Origin of the sequence: Phenylobacterium aquaticum, from assembly GCF_947378715.1 — a bacterium.
Taxonomy (GTDB): Bacteria; Pseudomonadota; Alphaproteobacteria; order Caulobacterales; family Caulobacteraceae; genus Phenylobacterium; species Phenylobacterium aquaticum_A.
This window is the reverse complement of record NZ_CANCLE010000018.1, coordinates 19,645-36,180: the sequence shown is the minus strand read 5'-3', so window position 1 is coordinate 36,180 and position 16,536 is coordinate 19,645. Positions and strand designations below refer to the sequence as shown.

Annotated in this window: 13 protein-coding genes; 4 read left to right on the top strand and 9 right to left on the bottom strand. The window is 70.2% G+C overall.

What is annotated here, in order from left to right; translation table 11 throughout:
• From Q7P21_RS04515 to Q7P21_RS04500, 4 genes are all read left to right on the top strand, one after another.
• Positions 1-200, top strand: a 200-nt coding sequence (locus tag Q7P21_RS04515) for a hypothetical protein (protein WP_304175941.1), incomplete at its 5' end; no start/stop codon positions are given.
• On the top strand, positions 193-1,371 hold the full coding sequence (locus tag Q7P21_RS04510) for an MFS transporter (protein ID WP_304175940.1): 1,179 nt from the start codon (positions 193-195) through the stop codon (positions 1,369-1,371). The genes Q7P21_RS04515 and Q7P21_RS04510, both read left to right, overlap by 8 nt.
• 22 nt (positions 1,372-1,393) lie before the next feature.
• A complete protein-coding gene (gene gabT, locus Q7P21_RS04505; protein ID WP_304175938.1) occupies positions 1,394-2,674 on the top strand; it encodes a 4-aminobutyrate--2-oxoglutarate transaminase in 1,281 nt (426 codons plus the stop codon).
• Positions 2,674-4,158, top strand: coding sequence for an NAD-dependent succinate-semialdehyde dehydrogenase (locus Q7P21_RS04500; protein WP_304175936.1), 1,485 nt, complete (start codon positions 2,674-2,676; stop codon positions 4,156-4,158). Before gabT ends, Q7P21_RS04500 begins: the two co-directional genes overlap by 1 nt.
• Before the next feature lie 36 nt (positions 4,159-4,194).
• Here Q7P21_RS04500 and cobA read toward each other — a convergent pair whose 3' ends face one another.
• The 9 genes from cobA to Q7P21_RS04455 form a co-directional block, all read right to left on the bottom strand.
• Complete coding sequence (gene cobA / locus Q7P21_RS04495) at positions 4,195-4,977, bottom strand: uroporphyrinogen-III C-methyltransferase (RefSeq protein ID WP_304175934.1); 783 nt, start codon at positions 4,975-4,977, stop codon at positions 4,195-4,197.
• The gene (locus Q7P21_RS04490) at positions 4,967-7,660 is read right to left on the bottom strand and encodes a nitrate reductase (RefSeq protein WP_304175932.1); all 2,694 of its coding nucleotides are present in this window, start codon (positions 7,658-7,660) and stop codon (positions 4,967-4,969) included. The genes cobA and Q7P21_RS04490 overlap by 11 nt, the downstream gene beginning before the upstream one ends.
• Position 7,661: 1 nt before the next feature.
• Positions 7,662-8,009: a nitrite reductase (NAD(P)H) small subunit gene (locus tag Q7P21_RS04485; protein WP_304166867.1), complete on the bottom strand. Its 348-nt coding sequence runs from the start codon at positions 8,007-8,009 to the stop codon at positions 7,662-7,664.
• Positions 8,006-10,468, bottom strand: coding sequence for a nitrite reductase large subunit NirB (gene nirB, locus Q7P21_RS04480; RefSeq protein ID WP_304175930.1), 2,463 nt, complete (start codon positions 10,466-10,468; stop codon positions 8,006-8,008). Before nirB ends, Q7P21_RS04485 begins: the two co-directional genes overlap by 4 nt.
• A gap of 15 nt (positions 10,469-10,483) precedes the next feature.
• Positions 10,484-11,713, bottom strand: coding sequence for a NarK/NasA family nitrate transporter (locus tag Q7P21_RS04475; protein ID WP_304175928.1), 1,230 nt, complete (start codon positions 11,711-11,713; stop codon positions 10,484-10,486).
• A gap of 241 nt (positions 11,714-11,954) precedes the next feature.
• Positions 11,955-12,740: an ABC transporter ATP-binding protein gene (locus tag Q7P21_RS04470; protein ID WP_304167498.1), complete on the bottom strand. Its 786-nt coding sequence runs from the start codon at positions 12,738-12,740 to the stop codon at positions 11,955-11,957.
• Positions 12,741-12,753: 13 nt separating this feature from the next.
• Positions 12,754-13,644, bottom strand: a complete 891-nt coding sequence (gene ntrB, locus Q7P21_RS04465) for a nitrate ABC transporter permease (RefSeq protein ID WP_304167500.1) — start codon at positions 13,642-13,644, stop codon at positions 12,754-12,756.
• Between the two features lie 8 nt (positions 13,645-13,652).
• On the bottom strand, positions 13,653-14,936 hold the full coding sequence (locus Q7P21_RS04460; protein WP_304167502.1) for a CmpA/NrtA family ABC transporter substrate-binding protein: 1,284 nt from the start codon (positions 14,934-14,936) through the stop codon (positions 13,653-13,655).
• Positions 14,937-14,953: 17 nt separating this feature from the next.
• Entirely contained in the window at positions 14,954-16,339 is a 1,386-nt protein-coding gene (locus Q7P21_RS04455; protein WP_369695332.1) for an alginate export family protein, read from the bottom strand.
• Positions 16,340-16,536: the final 197 nt, after the last annotated feature.

Here is a 16,536-nt window from a genome sequence, read left to right as displayed (position 1 = left end):
GCGTCTGGGCCCGGGACATCTCCGACCTGATCGGCTGCGCGCGACCGGTCTGGACGCCGTTCCTGTCGGGCTATGGCGGCATCTCCCTCGTGATGTTCCCCAACGGCGTGGTGTTCTACGCCTTCGGGGACGAGGGGCGCTTCGACTGGCGGCCGGCCGCCGGCGCCGCCAACGCCGTGAAGGCCCTGTGTCATGACTGATTCCGCATCGCCTCGCCGGAGCCTGCCCAAGGCCGATCCCGATGGCCTGATCGCCGCCGTGCTGCTGGCGTTCATGGCCACGGCCGGGCTCTTCTACGTGAACATCATGCCGGCCCTGGTCAGCGGGCTGCAGGACGGCCTGGGCTTCACCGCCAGGGACGCCGGCCTGGTCGCCGCCCTGAACGTCTATGGCGCGGCGGGCGGCGCCTTCGCCGCCGTGTTCGTGGTCGACCGGATCTCCTGGAAGCCGGTGGCGCTCGGTCTGCTGTCGGCCCTGATCGCCATCGACCTGATCTCGACCCAGCTCACCTTGGCGCCCGTGCTGATGGCGGTGCGGTTCGGCCACGGTCTGGTCGGCGGCTTCCTGGTCGGGATCGCCTTCGCGGTCATTGCGCGCACCAAGGCGCCGGACCGCACCTTCGGCATGCTGCTGGTGGTGCAGTTCGGCCTGGGCGGGGTGGGGCTGCTGTTCCTGCCGGGCCTGGTTCCCAGGTTCGGGACCCCCGTACTGTTCCTGGCCCTGGCCGCCTTCAGCGCCACGGCGGCGGCCATGCTGCCCTTCCTGTCGGACTATCCGCCGCGCAGCCGATCGGCCGAAGCGGTGGCGGCCCGGGGCCTGGTGCGCTGGGTCCCCCTGGCCGCAGCCCTGGTGGCGGTGTTCATGTTCCAGGCCGCCAACATGGCGCTGTCGGCCTTCGTCATTGATCTCGGGCGGGCCTATGGCCTGGCCCAGCCGTTCATCAGCGCCACCCTGGCGACCGCCAACTGGATCGGCGCCCTGGGCTCCGTGCTGGTGGTGGTGATCGGCCTGCGCTTTGGTCGGCTCAAGCCGATCGCCTTTGGCGCCGTCCTGACCGTGCTGGGCGCCCTGGCCTTCCTGCGCAGCGACCTGGCGGGGATGTATGTCCTGGCCAATATCGTCACCTCGGTCGTCTGGGCCTTCGTCATTCCCTATCTGCTGGGGCTTTGCGCCGCTTTCGACCCCGGCGGCCGGATCGCCACCCTGGCAGGGTTCTTCTCCAAGCTGGGCCTGGCCTCGGGGCCGGCCTTGGGCGCCGTGCTGTTGCAGGAGACCCACTTCCCGCGCCTGGTGACCCTGGCGGTCATCGGCCTTTGCCTGTCTGCGGCCTTCGCCCTGGTCCCCGCCCGGGCGCTTGATCGCTCCACCTGACCCCCTGACGAGAGTTTCCGACATGTCCGCAAACGCAGCCCTCCAGGCCCGGCGCGTGGCCGCCGTGCCCCGTGGCGTGGCCAGCGCCACCGCGATCTTCGCGACCCGGGGCGAGAACAGCGAGCTCTGGGACGCCGAGGGCCGCCGCTATATCGACTTCGGCGGCGGCATCGCCGTGCTCAATACCGGCCATCGCCATCCGAGAGTCATGGCCGCCGTCGCCGCCCAGCTGGAGCGCTATACCCACACCGCCTTCCAGGTGACGGCCTATGAGCCCTATGTGGAACTGGCCGAGCGGCTCAACGCCTTGGCTCCCATTGAGGGACCGGCCAAGACCATCCTGTTCACCACCGGCGCCGAGGCGGTCGAGAACGCGGTGAAGATCGCCCGGGCCGCCACGGGCCGCTCGGCGGTGATCGCCTTCAGCGGCGGATTCCACGGCCGGACCCTGCTGACCATGGGCCTGACCGGCAAGACCGCGCCCTATAAGCACCGCTTCGGTCCCATGCCGGCCGAGATCCATCACGCACCCTTCCCGATCCCGCACTACGGGGTCAGCGAGGAGGACAGCCTGCGGGCGCTGGACTTCATCTTCCGCGCCGACGTCGAGCCCGAGCGGGTGGCGGCGATCATCCTGGAGCCCGTGCAGGGAGAGGGCGGCTTCCACGCCGCGACGGCCGGCTTCATGCGGGCGCTGCGCGACCTCTGTGACCGCTGGGGCATCCTGCTGATCGCCGATGAGGTCCAGGCAGGCTTCGGCCGGACGGGCCGGATGTTCGGGATCGAGCACACCGGGGTGAAGCCCGACCTGATCACAGTCGCCAAGTCCCTGGCCGGCGGCTTCCCCCTGTCGGGCGTGATCGGCCGCGCCGAGATCATGGACGCCGCCGAGCCGGGGGGGCTGGGCGGCACCTATGCGGGGTCGCCGGTGGCCTGCGCCGCCGCCCTGGCCGTGCTCGACGTGATCGCGGAGGAGGGGCTGCTGGCCCGGGCCGAAACCCTGGGGGCCCGCACCCGCGCGCGCCTGACCGCCTTCGAGGCGCGCAACGACCTGCGTCCGATCGCCGGGGTGCGAGGCCCCGGCGCCATGGTGGCCTTCGACCTCGTCACCTCGCGCGGGTCCCGCGATCCGGATGGCGCAGCGGCCAAGGCGGTGACGGCCAAGGCGCTGGATCGGGGCCTGGTCCTGTTGTCCTGCGGCACCCATGGGGAGACCGTCCGCCTGCTGTTCCCCCTGACCATTTCGGACCCTCTGCTGGACGAAGGCCTTGACCTGCTGGAAGACGCGCTGAGGATCGTCTGATGACTGAGATCGCTGACACCGCCGCCGAACAGACCCGCCTGGCCCTGAAGCGGCCGGACCTCCTGCGCGAGGCCGCCTATGTCGGTGGCGAGTGGGTGACCGCGCAGGCGCGGATCGCGGTGACCAATCCGGCCACCGGGCGGGTGCTGGCCCATGTCCCCAACCTTGGAGCGGAGGCGACCCTGGCGGCGGTGACGGCCGCCACGGCGGCCCAGGCCGAATGGGCGGCGCGCTCGGCCAAGGCCCGGGCCCAGGTGCTGCGCAAGTGGTTCGATCTGATGATGGCGCATCAGGAGGACCTCGCCCGGCTGATGACCGCAGAGCAGGGCAAGCCGCTCAGCGAATCGCGCGGTGAGATCGCCTATGCCGCCGCCTTCCTCGAATGGTTCGGGGAGGAGGCCAAGCGGGCCTATGGCGAGGTGATCCCCGGCCACCAGGCCGACCGCCGGATCATCACCCTGAAACAGCCGGTGGGAGTCGTGGCCGCCATCACGCCCTGGAACTTCCCGGCCGCCATGATCACCCGCAAGGTCGGGCCAGCCCTGGCGGCGGGCTGTTCGGTCGTGCTGAAGCCGTCGGAGCTGACCCCGCTTTCGGCCCTGGCCCTGGCCGTGCTGGGGGAAGAGGCCGGCGTCCCCAAGGGGGTGTTCAACATCGTCACGGGCGAGGCCGCGCCGATTGGCGACGTGCTGACCGCCGATCCGCGCGTCGCCAAGTTCACCTTCACGGGCTCGACGGCTGTGGGCAAGGCGCTGGCGGCCAAGTGCATGGACACGGTCAAGCGGGTGTCGCTGGAGCTGGGTGGCAACGCCCCCTTCATCGTCTTCGCCGACGCCGACCTGGATGCGGCGGTCGAGGGCGCCATGGCGTCGAAGTTCCGCAACGCCGGCCAAACCTGCGTCTGCGCCAACCGCTTCTATGTGGAGGCTTCCGTCGCAGGGGCCTTCGCGGCGAAGCTGGCGGCCCGGGCGGCGGCCTTGCGCATCGGCGACGGCCTGGCGGGCGAGACCGACCAGGGGCCGCTGATCGACGGCCGCGCCATCGCCAAGGCGCGCCGGCATGTCGAGGACGCCCTGGCGGGCGGGGCCAGGCTATTGACCGGCGGGGCGGCCCTGGACGGCCTGGGCGCCTTCTTCGCCCCGACCGTGCTGGCCGATGTCGCCCCCGACGCGCTGCTGACCCGGGAAGAAACCTTCGGCCCCGTGGCCGGGATCACCGTCTTCACCGACGAGGCCCAGGCCATAGGCCTTGCCAATTCCACCCGCGCGGGCCTGGCGGCCTATCTCTACACCGCCGACTTGAAGCGGGCCTGGCGGGTCAGCGAGGCGATCCAGTCGGGCATGGTCGGTCTCAATACGGGCCTGATCTCCACCGAGGTCGCACCGTTCGGCGGGGTCAAGGAGTCCGGCCTCGGACGCGAAGGATCGCGCCATGGGCTCGACGAGTATCTTTCGCTGAAGGCGATCTGCATGGCGGTGGACTGACCGTCCGCTCGCAGGATCGTCCAGGCGAATTCAGTCTCAGGATGCGCGGCCGGCCATCCGCGCCGGACGATCCGACGCCTGGCCGTCGTGCGCCGCCAGGGCCGCGACCTCGCCCACGACGATCATCACCGGCCCGCCATCCCGCGATCGCGCCAGATCGGCGAGGCTGGCCAGGGTCCCGGTCCGTAGCCGCGCATTGGGCCCGCCGGCGCTCTCCACCGCCAGCGCCGGGGTCGAGGCCGGCCGCCCGGCGGCTGTCAGCCGGGCGCTGAGCTCGCCCGCCGCCGCACCGCCCATATAGATCGCCAGGGTCGCCTCGCGATCGGCTGCAGCGCTCCAGTCGGCGACCAGGGTCCCGTCCTGCACCGTGGCGGTGGTGAACACCACGCGCCGGGCAAGCCCGCGATGGGTCAGGGGAAAGTCGAACTGGGCCGCTGCAGCGCAGGCCGCCGTGACGCCGGGCACGATCTCCACCGGCACGCCGTGGCCCTGCAGAAAGGCGCTCTCCTCACCGACCCTTCCGAACACCGAGGGATCGCCGCCCTTGAGCCGCACGACCCGCAGGCCGCGCCGCGCCAGCCGCAGCATCAGCCGGTTGATGGTCTCCTGCTTCATGCTGGTCCGGCCCGCCCGCTTGCCGGTCTGGATACGGATGCAGCCGGCGGGCGCCAGGTCGAGAATTTCCGCCCCGACCAGGGCGTCATAGAGCAGGGCCTGGGCGGCCTCGACGGCGCGCAGGGCGCGGACGGTGAGCAGGTCGGCGGGGCCGGGCCCGGCGCCCACCAGCTGAACGCGACCGATCGAAGGCTCATGCGGCATCGCGGGTCTCCCGGGCGGGTTGGAGGGCTTGCAGACGGCGGGCGATCTCCGGGCGGCAGGACCCGCAATTGGTCCCGGCGCCAGTGGCTGCGCCTATGGCCTCGACCGAGGCCGCTCCGGCCTCGGCGGCCGCGTCGATGGCATGGGCTCCGACCTTCAGGCAGGCGCAGACCATGGGGCCCTTGTCGATGACGGGCCCCGACGGGCGACCGAACAGCAGGGTGGCGCGGGCCTCGGCCGGCAGGATCCCGGTCTCGAACAGTTCGATCAGCCAGGACCGGGGTGGCAGGCTCTCGCCGGTGGTGATGAACAGCACCCGCTCCAGCCGTCCGTCGCGGATCCAGGCCTGACGCCGCGCGCCGGTGGCCGGGTCCTCATAGGTCACCGCCTCGCCCTCGGCCTCGCCCAGGGCGCGCCGCAGCGCGTCGCGTTCTTCGCCATCGCCCCGGCCGGCGAACTCGTGGAGCGCGCAGGCGGTCTGGGGGATGCGCCGCCAGATCACGCCCAGCCCGGCCGGCGCCGCCACCGGTTCGCGCGACATCAGGAACCCCTTCCAGGTTTCGCGATAGGCGCGGACCCTGGCCGGGGTGTGCTTGAACTCCGGCTGACCGGAGGTCGGGTCGACATTGCGGGCGATCAGCGGATTGGAGCGGCCGGACGGGGCATAGGCGTCGGTCCAGTGCATGGGCATGAACACCCCGCCGCGCCGCTGGCGGTCGGTGAGGCGGGCCAGGGCCACGGCCTCGCCCTGGGCGGTCTGCACCCGGGTGAGGGCGCCCTCGATGATCCCGGCAGCGGCGGCGTCCTCCGGGTGCATCTCGACGAACACTTCCGGCGCATGGCGCCACAGGTCGGGCGCCAGGCCCGTCCGTGTCAGGGTGTGCCACTGGTCGCGGATGCGGCCGGTGTTGAGCGAAAGCGGATAGGCGGCGTCGCAGGGTGTGGCCGGGCCCTTCGGGCGAACCGGAACCATGGCCGCGCAGCCGTCGGGGGTCTGGAAGCGACCGTCGGCGAACAGGCGCGATGTGCCGGTCCCGTCGGCCTTGACCGGCCATTGGATGGGACGCAGCGCGTCATAGGCCTCGCGATTGATCCCCACGAGACCCGCCAGGCTGAGCGTGCGGCCGCCGGCCTCCGGCCCCGGATTGTCAAAGGCGGTCAGGCGGGCCCATTCGCGAAACACGCTGTCCTGGCTGGGCCAGGAGAAGCCGTCGGCATGGCCCATGGCGCAGGCGACGTCGGCGATGATCTTCCAGTCGGCGCGCGCCTCGCCCGGCGCCGGGAACAGGGCGCGCTGGCGGGTGATCCGGCGTTCCGAATTGGTGACCGTGCCGTCCTTCTCGCCCCAGGCCAGAGCCGGCAGCTTCACATGGGCGAAGGCCATGGTGTCGGTGTCGGCCATGCAGTCGGAGACCACCACGAAGGGGCAGCCGGCCAGGGCCTCGCGCACCAGGCCCGCGTCCGGCAGGCTGACGGCCGGATTGGTGGCCATGATCCAGACCGCCTTGATGCGCCCGTCGCCGATGGCGTCGAACATGTCCACGGCTTTGAGCCCCGGCGCGCGGGCGGTGTCCGGCGCGCCCCAGAACCGGGCCACCCGGTCGCGGTCGGCCGGTGCGAAGTCCATGTGGCCGGCCAGGGTGTTGGCCATGCCGCCGGTCTCGCGCCCGCCCATGGCGTTGGGCTGGCCGGTGATCGAGAAGGGACAGGCGCCGGGCTTGCCGATCCGGCCGGTGGCCAGGTGGGTGTTGAGGATCGCCAGGCCCTTGGCCACGCCCTGGGCCGACTGATTGGCGCCCATGGAGAACAGGCTGACCGTCTTCGGGGTCGCCGCGAACAGGTCGTAGAATTGGGTGAGGTCGGCCAAGGGCAGGTCGCAATCGGCGGCGACGGCGGAGGGCGACTGGTCGGCTTCGGCCAGCGCGGCCTCGACGTCGGCGAAGCCGCCGACATGCTCGGCGATATAGACCCGGTCGATGGCGCCGCGGCGGATCAGGTCGGCCAGGAGGCCGTTCCATAGCCGCACATCGGTCTGGGGCGCGAGCGCCAGGTGCAGATCGGCGACCTCGGCGGTGTCGGTGCGGCGCGGGTCGATGACCACGTGCCGCTGGCCGCGCGCGCGGGCGGCCTCCATGCGTCGGAACAGCACCGGGTGGGTCCAGGCGGCGTTGTGACCGGAGAACACCACCAGGTCGGCGAGGTCGAGATCCTCATAGCAGCCGGGCACCAGATCGGCGCCGAAGGCCTGCTTGTGGGCGGCCACGGCCGAGGCCATGCAAAGCCTGGAATTGGTGTCGATATTGCCGGAGCCGATGAAGCCCTTCATCAGCTTGTTGGCGACGTAATAGTCCTCGGTCAGCAGCTGGCCGGAGACATAGAAGGCCACGGAGTCCGGACCGTGCCGCGCGATGGTCTGGGCGAAACGGCGGGCGACCAGGGCGGTGGCCTCGCGCCAGGGAACCTCGCGGTCGCCGATCATCGGGGCCAGCAGCCGGCCTTCCAGACCGACCGTGGCGCCCAGGGCCAGGCCCTTGGAGCAGAGCCGGCCCTGGTTGGCCGGATGGGCGACATCGCCGCTCACCGCCAGGGTGCGGCCCTCGATCACCCGACCCGCGACGCCGCAGCCCACCCCGCAATAGGGACAGGCCGTGGCGACCGACGGGATGAGGGCGCCGTCCGCCATCTCAGCCCCCGACCAGGCCCAGGAACAGGCGGCCGTCACGGACCTCCAGCGGGACCACCGGCGCGCAGCCGGTTCCCCGGTCGACGCCGGTCGCCTCACCCGTGGCGAGATCGATCACCCGCCCGTGCAGCGGGCAGGTCACGGTGCTCCCGTGCACGATGCCCTGGCTGAGCGGACCGCCCTTGTGCGGGCAGGCGTCGATCAGGGCGAAGACCTGGCCGTCGCCGGTGCGGAAGACGGCGATATCGCCGCGCGGGCTGGGCACCCGGCGGGCGCCGCGACGGGGCACGTCGGTGACGGCGCCGACATCGGTCCAGGTCACAGTGGGTTCTTTCACGAGCGCGTTCATGCGGGGGCGAACTCCAGACGGCGGCTGAGCGGGTTGAATTCCTCGGCGTGGCGGCCGGCGACCCGCTCAGCCCACGGATCGATGCGGGCGAAGCGCTGGGAATAGGAGAACCGGTCATAGAGGGCGCGACGCTCGGTCTCGTCGGCCATGACGGCCTTGATGGCGTCCAGCCCGACGCGGTCCATCCACTTGTAGATCCGCTCCAGGTACCAGCCCTGCTCGCGATAGAGCTGGACCAGGGCGCAGATGGTCCAGACCGCCTCGTCCTCGCTGGCCACCCGGGTCAGGACCTCGGTCCCGCGGATATGCAGGCCGGCCGCCCCGCCGATGTGGATCTCGAAACCCGAGTCCACGCAGATCACGCCGACATCCTTGCAGGTCGCCTCGGCGCAGTTCCTGGGACAGCCCGAGACCCCCAGCTTGACCTTGGCCGGGGTCCAGGACCCCCACATGAATTTCTCCAACCGCATCCCGAGGCCGGTGGAATCCTGGGTTCCGAACCGGCACCAGTCGGACCCGACGCAGGTCTTCACCGTGCGCAGGCCCTTGGCGTAGGCGTGGCCGGAGACCATGCCGGCGGCGTTGAGGTCGGCCCAGACGGCGGGCAGGTCGTCCTTCTTGACGCCCAGGAGGTCGATGCGCTGGCCGCCGGTGACCTTGACCGCCGGAATGGAGAACTTGTCGGCGACGTCGGCGATGGCCCGCAGTTCGTCAGGTGTGGTCATGCCGCCCCACATCCGGGGCACGACGGAATAGGTGCCGTCCTTCTGGATGTTGGCGTGGACCCGTTCATTGATGAAGCGGGACTGCTTGTCGTCCTGATATTCGCCGGGCCAGGCGCAGACGAGATAGTAGTTGAGCGCCGGGCGGCAGGAGGCGCAGCCCTCCGGCGTAGTCCATTCCATGGCCTGCATCACCGCCGGAATGGACTTGAGATCCTGGGCGAGGATGGCCTGGCGGACCAGGTCATGGGTGTGGTGGGTGCACTTGCACATCGGCGCCGGGCCGGTCTGGGCCTGGAAGCCGTCGCCCAGGGTCAGCTTCAGAAGCTTTTCCACCAGGGGCGTGCAGGAGCCGCAGGAGGCCGAGGCCTTGGTGACCCCGCGCACGGCGTCGAGCGTGGTCAGCCCCTGGGCGGCGATGGCGCCGGTGATCTGGCCCTTGCACACGCCGTTGCAGCCGCAGACCTCTTGGTCGTCGGACATGGCCGCAACGGCCGCGCTAGGGTCCAGGCCCGACAGACCCTCCGTGATCGCCTGGCCGAAGATCAGGGTCTCGCGGATGCCGCGGACATCGGCGCCCTGCCGCATCAGGTCGAAGTACCAGCCGCCGTCGGCGGCGTCGCCGAACAGCACCGCGCCGGCGACCTTGCCGTCCTGCAGCACCACGCGTTTGTAGACCCCGCGCCCGGCGTCGCGGAACACGATGTCCTCGCAGCCCTCGCCGCCGGCGAAGGCCCCTGCCGAGAACACGTCGACGCCGGAGACCTTCAGCCGGGTCGACAGCAGGGAGCCTTCATAGGTCGCGGCCTCGTCGCCGGTGAGAGAGGCCGCGAGCGTCTTGCACATGTCCCAGATCGGCGCGACCAGGCCGTAGGCTATGCCCCGGTGCTCGGCGCATTCGCCCACCGCGTAGATGTCGGCGTCGCCGGTGCGCATCTGGTCATCGACCATGACGCCGCGCCCGACCGGCAGGTTGCAGGCCCTGGCGAGCGCCGTGCTGGGACGGATGCCGACGGCCATGACCAGGATGGAGCAGGGCAGGACCCGGCCGTCCTGCAGCTTCAGGCCGGTGACCTTGCCATCCTCGCCGAGGATCGCCTCAGACTGGGCTGAGAGGACCGTCTCCACGCCACGCTCGGCCAGGGCCTCGGTCAGCAGGAAGCCGGCGGCGCTGTCGAGCTGGCGCTCCATCAGCACGTCCATCAGGTGGACGACGGTGGCCTTCATGCCGCGCCGGGCGAGGCCATAGGCCGCCTCCAGGCCCAGCAGGCCGCCGCCGATCACCACGGCCGCGCCGCCCGCGTCAGCGGCGGCGACCATCTGGTCGACATCATCGAGGTCGCGGAATGTCACCACGCCCTTCAGGTCGGCGCCAGGCAGGGGCAGGCGGACAGGGTCCGAGCCGGTGGCCAGGATCAGCTTGTCGTAGGCGACCGTCAGGTCGCCCTCGGCCTCCACCACCTTGCGGGCCCGGTCGATCGCGGTGACGGCGCGGCCGGCGTGCAGGGTGATGGCGTTGTCGGCGTACCAGGCCGCATCATTGATGACGATGTCGTCGAAGCTCTTCTCCCCGGCCAGGACCGGCGAGAGCATGATGCGGTTGTAGTTCACCCGGGGCTCGGCCCCGAAGATGGTGATCTCATAGCGGTCGGGGCTGCGCTTGAGGATGTCCTCGACGGCGCGGCAGCCGGCCATGCCATTGCCGATGACGACAAGGCGTTCGCGGGAAGCGGTCATGGGTCTGGTTCCGCCTTAGACGCGCACGGGGACGGCGTCGCCGTCGCTGTTGGCCAGCGTCGGCCAGACCGCGCGCCACTTGTTTTTGAGTCCGGCCAGGGCCACGAGGGCGAAGAGCGCCAGGGCCGCGAAGCCCAGGAAGCCCAGCTGGTAGGTGCCGGTCATCTGCTTGGCGAGGCCGAGGGTGGAGGCCAGGTAGAAGCCGCCGATTCCGCCGGTCATGCCGATCAGGCCGGTCATCACCCCGATCTCCTTGCGGAACCGCTGGGGGGCGAGCTGGAACACGGCGCCATTGCCGGCGCCCAGCGACATCATGCTGAACAGCAGGACGGCGAGCGCCATGTAGGGGCTGGGCATCTGGACGCTGGCGAGGGTGAGGCCGACGGCCGCCAGGCCGTAGACCACGATCAGGGTCCGCACTCCGCCGAAGCGGTCGGCGAGCGCTCCGCCGATCGGCCGGATGAAGGAGCCGGCGAAGACGCAGGCCGCGGTGAAGAAGCCAGCGACGACGGGATCGAGCTTGTATTCCGAGTTGAAGTAGATGGTGAGCGACGAGGACAGGCCGACGAAGCCGCCGAAGGTCACGCCATAGAGCAGCATCAGCCACCAGGCGTCCGGAACCTTGAGCACGTCGAGATACTCTCCCATGCGCTTGGGCGCGGGCTGTTCCGGGGCGTCCTTGGCCAGGGCCAGATAGACGACGAAGGCGACGGCCAGGGGGATGATGGCCAGGCCGATGACATTGCCCCAGCCGAAGCTCTTGGCCAGGACGGGGGCGAACAGGGCGGCGAGCGCCGTGCCGGAATTGCCGGCCCCGGCGATGCCGAGCGCCAGGCCCTGGTGCTCCTGCGGATACCAGCGCGAGGCCAGCGGCAGGGCGACGGCGAAGGAGGCCCCGGCCACGCCCAGCAGCATGCCGAGGATCAGCACCTGATTATAGTTGTGCACCCCCAGGAACCAGGCGGCGGCGAGGCCGGTCAGCACGATGGCCTGGCCGATCAGGCCGGTGCGCTTGGGGCCGATCCGATCGACCATGACGCCGGCCACGAGGCGCAGCAGGGCGCCGGCCAGCACCGGCACGGCGACCATGAAGCCCTTCTGGGCGGGATTGAGATGGAAGTCCTTGGCGATCGCCACGCCCAAGGGTCCGAGCAGCACCCAGACCATGAAGCTGACGTCGAAATAGAGGAAGGCCGCGAAGAGGGTGGGGGTGTGGCCCGCCTTCAGGAACGAACGGTTCAACATGGAAACCTCGGGATGAACGAGAGCGGCGTCAGCGCCGGTGGGGTGACCGCATCCGAGCGGTCGTCTCGATCAGCCGCGAACTTCGTTGTCCGTGGGCCTGAAGCCTTGTTGCGCCAGGCCCGACCCGGAGTCAGCCCAGGCCCGGGCGCGAAGGTTGGTTCTATGTGGCGCCGCACAATTGTGCAGCGGAGAGGCAGTGGGGCGCCCGAAACATAGGCGCTCCACTGCCAGGGGCCGTCCGTCAGGCGGCCTGACGGGCGTAGAGGAACTCGATCACCGAAGCGCGGCCGCGGATGTAGGCGGGGTTCTCCGCCACCGCCAGGCGGTCGCGGGGCCGGGCCAGGGCGACGTCCAGCACCTGGCCGATCGAGGCGCGCGGGCCATTGGTCATCATCACGATCCGGTCCGAGAGCAAGGTCGCCTCGTCCACGTCATGGGTGATCATCAGTACGGTGTTCTTCAGGGCCGACTGGATCTGCATCACCGTGTCCTGCAGCCGGGCGCGGGTCAGGGCGTCCAGGGCGCCGAACGGCTCGTCCAGCAACAGCACCTTGGGCTGCATGGCCAAGGCCCGGGCGATGCCGACCCGCTGCTTCATGCCGCCGGAGATCTCGGCGGGCCGCTTCCCCATGGCGTGGGTCATCTGGACGAGCTCCAGATTGTGCATTGTCCAGTCGCGGCGCTCAGCCGCCGACTTGGCGGCGCCGAACACCTTGTTGACGGCGAGGTCGACGTTCTCGCGCACCGACAGCCAGGGCAGCAGGGAGTGGTTCTGGAACACCACCGCCCGGTCCGGTCCCGGCTGATCGACCTCCTGGCCGTCGAGGATCACCCCGCCGGTGGTGGCCGGGATCAGGCCGGCGACTACGTTGAGAAGCGTGGACTTGCCGCAGCCGGAATGGCCGATCAACGAGACGAACTCGCCGCGCTCGACCTGCAGATTGATGTCGCGCAGCACCTCGGAGCGCTGGGCGCCCTTGGAGAAGGTGACGCCGAGACCTTCGATGGAGAGATAGGCTTTGGGCATGGGTTTGCGTCCTTCAGCTCGCCGCGTCGCCGCGGGAGATCAGCCGGCCGGCGAGGGCCACCAGGCGGTCGAGGGCGAAGCCGGTCAGGCCGACCCAGGCGAGCGCCACGACAATGTCGGAGATGCGGGAGGCGTTGTACTGGTCCCAGATGAAGAAGCCGACGCCGACCCCGCCGAGCAGCATCTCGGAGGCGACGATGGCCAGCCAGCTCATGCCGACGCCGATCCGCAGGCCGGTGAAGATGTAGGGCGTGGTGGCCGGCAGCAGGATCTTGAAGAAGTACTCGACCGGCGACAGCCGCAGGACCCGGGCCACGTTCACATAGTCGACCGGCACGTTGCGGACGCCGACGGCGGTGTTGATGATGATCGGCCAGATCGAGGTCACGAAGATCACGAACAGGGCCGAGGGCTGGGCCTGTTGGAACATGGCCAGCGAGATGGGCAGCCAGGCCAGGGGCGGCACGGTGCGCAGCACCTGGAACACCGGATCAAGCCCGCGATGGGCCCAGCGGTTGGCGCCGATCAGCACGCCCAGCGACACGCCGCAGACCGCCGAAAGCGAGAACCCGATCGCCACCCGCCTCAGGCTGGTCAGCACGTGCCAGAACAGCCCCTTGTCGGTGCCGCCATGATCGAAGAACGGATGCAGGATCAGATCGCGGCTGTCCTGCCAGATCACCGTCGGGGCCGGGACCCCGCCGGGATGACTGGACGCCGCCAGTTGCCAGATCCCCAGCAGGGCCAGCAGGGTCAGGACGGGCGGCAGGGTGGCGGCGGCCATGGCCCCGGCGCGCCGGGCCACCTCCGCGCCGAAGCTGGCGCGGGTCTCCTGCGGCGGGGGCGTAGCCAAGGCGCCGGCCAGGGGCTCGGCCGTGGCGAAGCTGGGATTGGGAACCGACATCTAGGACCTCACACCAGCTTCTTGATGGGTTGCGACGCCAGATAGGCGCCCGGATTGGCGGGGTCGAAGACCTTGCCGTCGAAGAACTTCTCCGGCCCACGGCTGTCCCCGGCCGGCCCCGCCTGGCCGATCGACTTAGCCGCGGCCCGCCAGATGTCCGCGCGGTTCACGCGGTTGGCCAGGCCCTTGATGTCGGTCCTCTGCGGCAGCAGGCCCCAGCGCACGTTCTCGGTGGCGAACCACAGGTCGTGGGACTTGAAGGGGAAGCTGGCGTTGTCGGCCCAGAACTTCATGACGTGAGGGGAGTTCGTGACCTTGCGGCCGTCGCCATAGTCGATCGTGCCCTGGAGCCTCGGCAGGATGTCGCCGATCGGCACGTTCACGTACTGGCGGCCGGAGACGATCGAGCACATGGCCGGGCGGTTGGCCATCTTATCGCACCACATCTGGGCCTCGAGCACCGCCGCCGTGATCGCCTCTGCGGCGCGAGGATATTTGTCGACCCAGTCGGCGCGCATGCCGAGCGCCTTCTCCGGGTGATTCATCCAGATCTCGGAGGTGGTGGTCGCGGTGTAGCCGATGTGCTGGTTGACGGTCTGGCCGTTCCAGGGCTCGCCGACGCAGAAGGCGTCCTGGGTGCCGGCCTTGAGGTTGGCGACCATCTGGGGCGGCGGGATGACGATGGTCGAGAGGTCGGTCTCGGGGTTGATGCCGGCCGCCGCCAGCCAGTAGCGAACCCACAGATCATGGGTCCCGCCCCGGAAGGTCATGGCGACCTTGGCGATGTTGCCGGCCGCCTTCAGCTGGGCGAACTTGGCCTTGGCGCCGCCCGCGTTCAGTCCGACCTGGACCGACTTCAGATCGTTGCCCACCGAGATCGCCTGGCCGTTCAGGTTCAGCCGGGCCAGCACATACATGGGCAGGGGCCGGCCGCCGGTCTGGACGCCGAGGGTGAACTGCAACGGCATGGGCGACAGGATGTGCGCCCCGTCGATGCCGCCGCCGCCCGAACCCAGCACGAGGTTGTCGCGGGTGGCGGCCCAGGAAGCCTGCTTCACCACCTCCAGGTCCGGCAGGCCATGCTTGGCGAAGAGGCCGCGCTCCTTGGCGATGATCAGCGGCGAGGAATCGGTCAGCGCGATGAAGCCCAGGCGGGCCTTGGCGACCTCTGGGCCGGAGCCGGCGGCGAAGGCGCCGGCCGGGAAGGCGGCCTTGGCGGCGACGAGGGTCGCGGCGGCGGCCGTCAGGGCCTGGCGGCGAGAGATGCCGGCGGGATTCGATGATTGGGTCATGATCTGGGGTTCCGGGATCAGAGCTTGTATTCGAGGGTGAGCCAGACCTTGGTCCGCGAGGCCGGCGGCGCCGCTGTGCCGAGCGGCACGGTCGCCTCGCGTTGGAAGTCGGCGTACTTCAGCTGGACGGTGAACTTCGGCGTGATCGCTGCGGTGGCCTGCAGGTCCCACTCATGGCCCAGGTCGGCGCCCGTCCGCTGGTCGTTGAAGTCGTGGTAGCGGGCGATCAGGTCGGTGTTGAAGAAATAGGTCCGCCGGAACCGGGGCTTGGCGTTGAAGGTCAGGTTGGTGTCCTTGATCCCGTCGACGAAGCTCTTGTTGCCGCCGGGCGAGACCCAGGCGTCAGCCCAGCCCTGGAAGGCGTGGGTGGTGGCGAGCGGGGTGGTGAAGCCGCGCTTGCCATTCCCATCCAGCTGCTCATAGCCGAGCTTGACCGTGTAGATGTCGAAGGTCCCGGCGACGCTGGCCTCCAGATAATCCAGGTCGAAGGCCGCCGTGCGGTGGTGATAGTCGCTCTGGTTGGCCCAGGTGGCGTCATAGGCGAGCTGATAGAGCCCGACCCAGGTCTTGCCCGAGGCCTTGATCCCCTTGGTCAGCGAGGCGTTGGCCAGCGAGTTGTCGAAATCCAGCGCATAGACGAAGCCCTGCAGGCGCAGGGCCTCGGCCGGCGACCAGGTGGCGTTGAAGATATGGCTGTCGGAATGCCAGTCCTTCTCCTCGCCCAGGATCCGGTTGATGCGGGTGACATAGGCATAGGTCGCCTTGAACCGGCCGAGCGCCATGTCGGCGCGCACCCCGTCGAAGGTCTGTTCGTCCTGGCGCCAGCCGACATTGCCGACGAAGCGCTGGTCGTCGAGCAGGATGCGCTGGCGGCCGGCGGTGAGCGTCAGGGCCGGGCTGGTGACCCAGGTCAGCTGGGCGCGGTTCAGCTCGGTGACGTCCGGGTCATTGATGATCGGGTACTTGGACTTGGCGGCCCCATTCAGCGGCGCGGTGGCGACGCCGGGCACATTCACCGCGAAGCGCTCGGCCCCCAGGTGGCGGACATCCTCGAACTCGACCAGGGCCTTGAGGCCGTTCCAGTCGGCGCTCTCCCAGCCGAGGCGGGTGCGGACCGTGAAGGCCTGGCCTGCATCCTTCAGGGTGGCGGTGCGGGTCTGGTCCACGTCCTCGAACCGCGTGCGCACTTCCAGCAGCAGCTTTCCGGCGGCGAGCTGGTCGCTGATGGTCGGCGGCGGGGCGGGCGGCGGCGGTGGCTCGGGCGCAGGCTCCGCCTCGGCGGCGGGCGCATCTGCGGCCGGGGCGTCTGGCGTCGGCGCGGGTGGTGTGGTCTGTGCGGCGGCTGCGCCGCCCCAGGCCAGGGCGATGGCGGCGGCGCTGGCCGCCCATCCGGTCTTGGTCATGCCTCAATCCCCTAAGGCCAAAAAAAAACGCCCGGGGAGGCCCTGGGGGCCTCACCGGACGTCGTTGTCCATTGCATCGGCGGCTGCATCGCCACCGGGCCCGTTCGGGCCGGCGCGGAACTTCGTTGCCCCGCGTGTCGTCCTTAGGAGGATGTGGGGCCGGCCGGTCGGCAATCAGAAACCGCCGTTATCGGGGC

Excerpts from the sequence above, each read along its gene's own strand:
- Q7P21_RS04510 (WP_304175940.1), top strand. The coding sequence starts at position 193 with ATGACTGATTCCGCATCGCCTCGCCGGAGCCTGCCCAAGGCCGATCCC.
- gabT (WP_304175938.1), top strand. The coding sequence starts at position 1,394 with ATGTCCGCAAACGCAGCCCTCCAGGCCCGGCGCGTGGCCGCCGTGCCC.
- Q7P21_RS04500 (WP_304175936.1), top strand. The coding sequence starts at position 2,674 with ATGACTGAGATCGCTGACACCGCCGCCGAACAGACCCGCCTGGCCCTG.
- cobA (WP_304175934.1), bottom strand. The coding sequence starts at position 4,977 with ATGCCGCATGAGCCTTCGATCGGTCGCGTTCAGCTGGTGGGCGCCGGG.
- Q7P21_RS04490 (WP_304175932.1), bottom strand. The coding sequence starts at position 7,660 with ATGGCGGACGGCGCCCTCATCCCGTCGGTCGCCACGGCCTGTCCCTAT.
- Q7P21_RS04485 (WP_304166867.1), bottom strand. The coding sequence starts at position 8,009 with ATGAACGCGCTCGTGAAAGAACCCACTGTGACCTGGACCGATGTCGGC.
- nirB (WP_304175930.1), bottom strand. The coding sequence starts at position 10,468 with ATGACCGCTTCCCGCGAACGCCTTGTCGTCATCGGCAATGGCATGGCC.
- Q7P21_RS04475 (WP_304175928.1), bottom strand. The coding sequence starts at position 11,713 with ATGTTGAACCGTTCGTTCCTGAAGGCGGGCCACACCCCCACCCTCTTC.
- Q7P21_RS04470 (WP_304167498.1), bottom strand. The coding sequence starts at position 12,740 with ATGCCCAAAGCCTATCTCTCCATCGAAGGTCTCGGCGTCACCTTCTCC.
- ntrB (WP_304167500.1), bottom strand. The coding sequence starts at position 13,644 with ATGTCGGTTCCCAATCCCAGCTTCGCCACGGCCGAGCCCCTGGCCGGC.
- Q7P21_RS04460 (WP_304167502.1), bottom strand. The coding sequence starts at position 14,936 with ATGACCCAATCATCGAATCCCGCCGGCATCTCTCGCCGCCAGGCCCTG.
- Q7P21_RS04455 (WP_369695332.1), bottom strand. The coding sequence starts at position 16,339 with ATGACCAAGACCGGATGGGCGGCCAGCGCCGCCGCCATCGCCCTGGCC.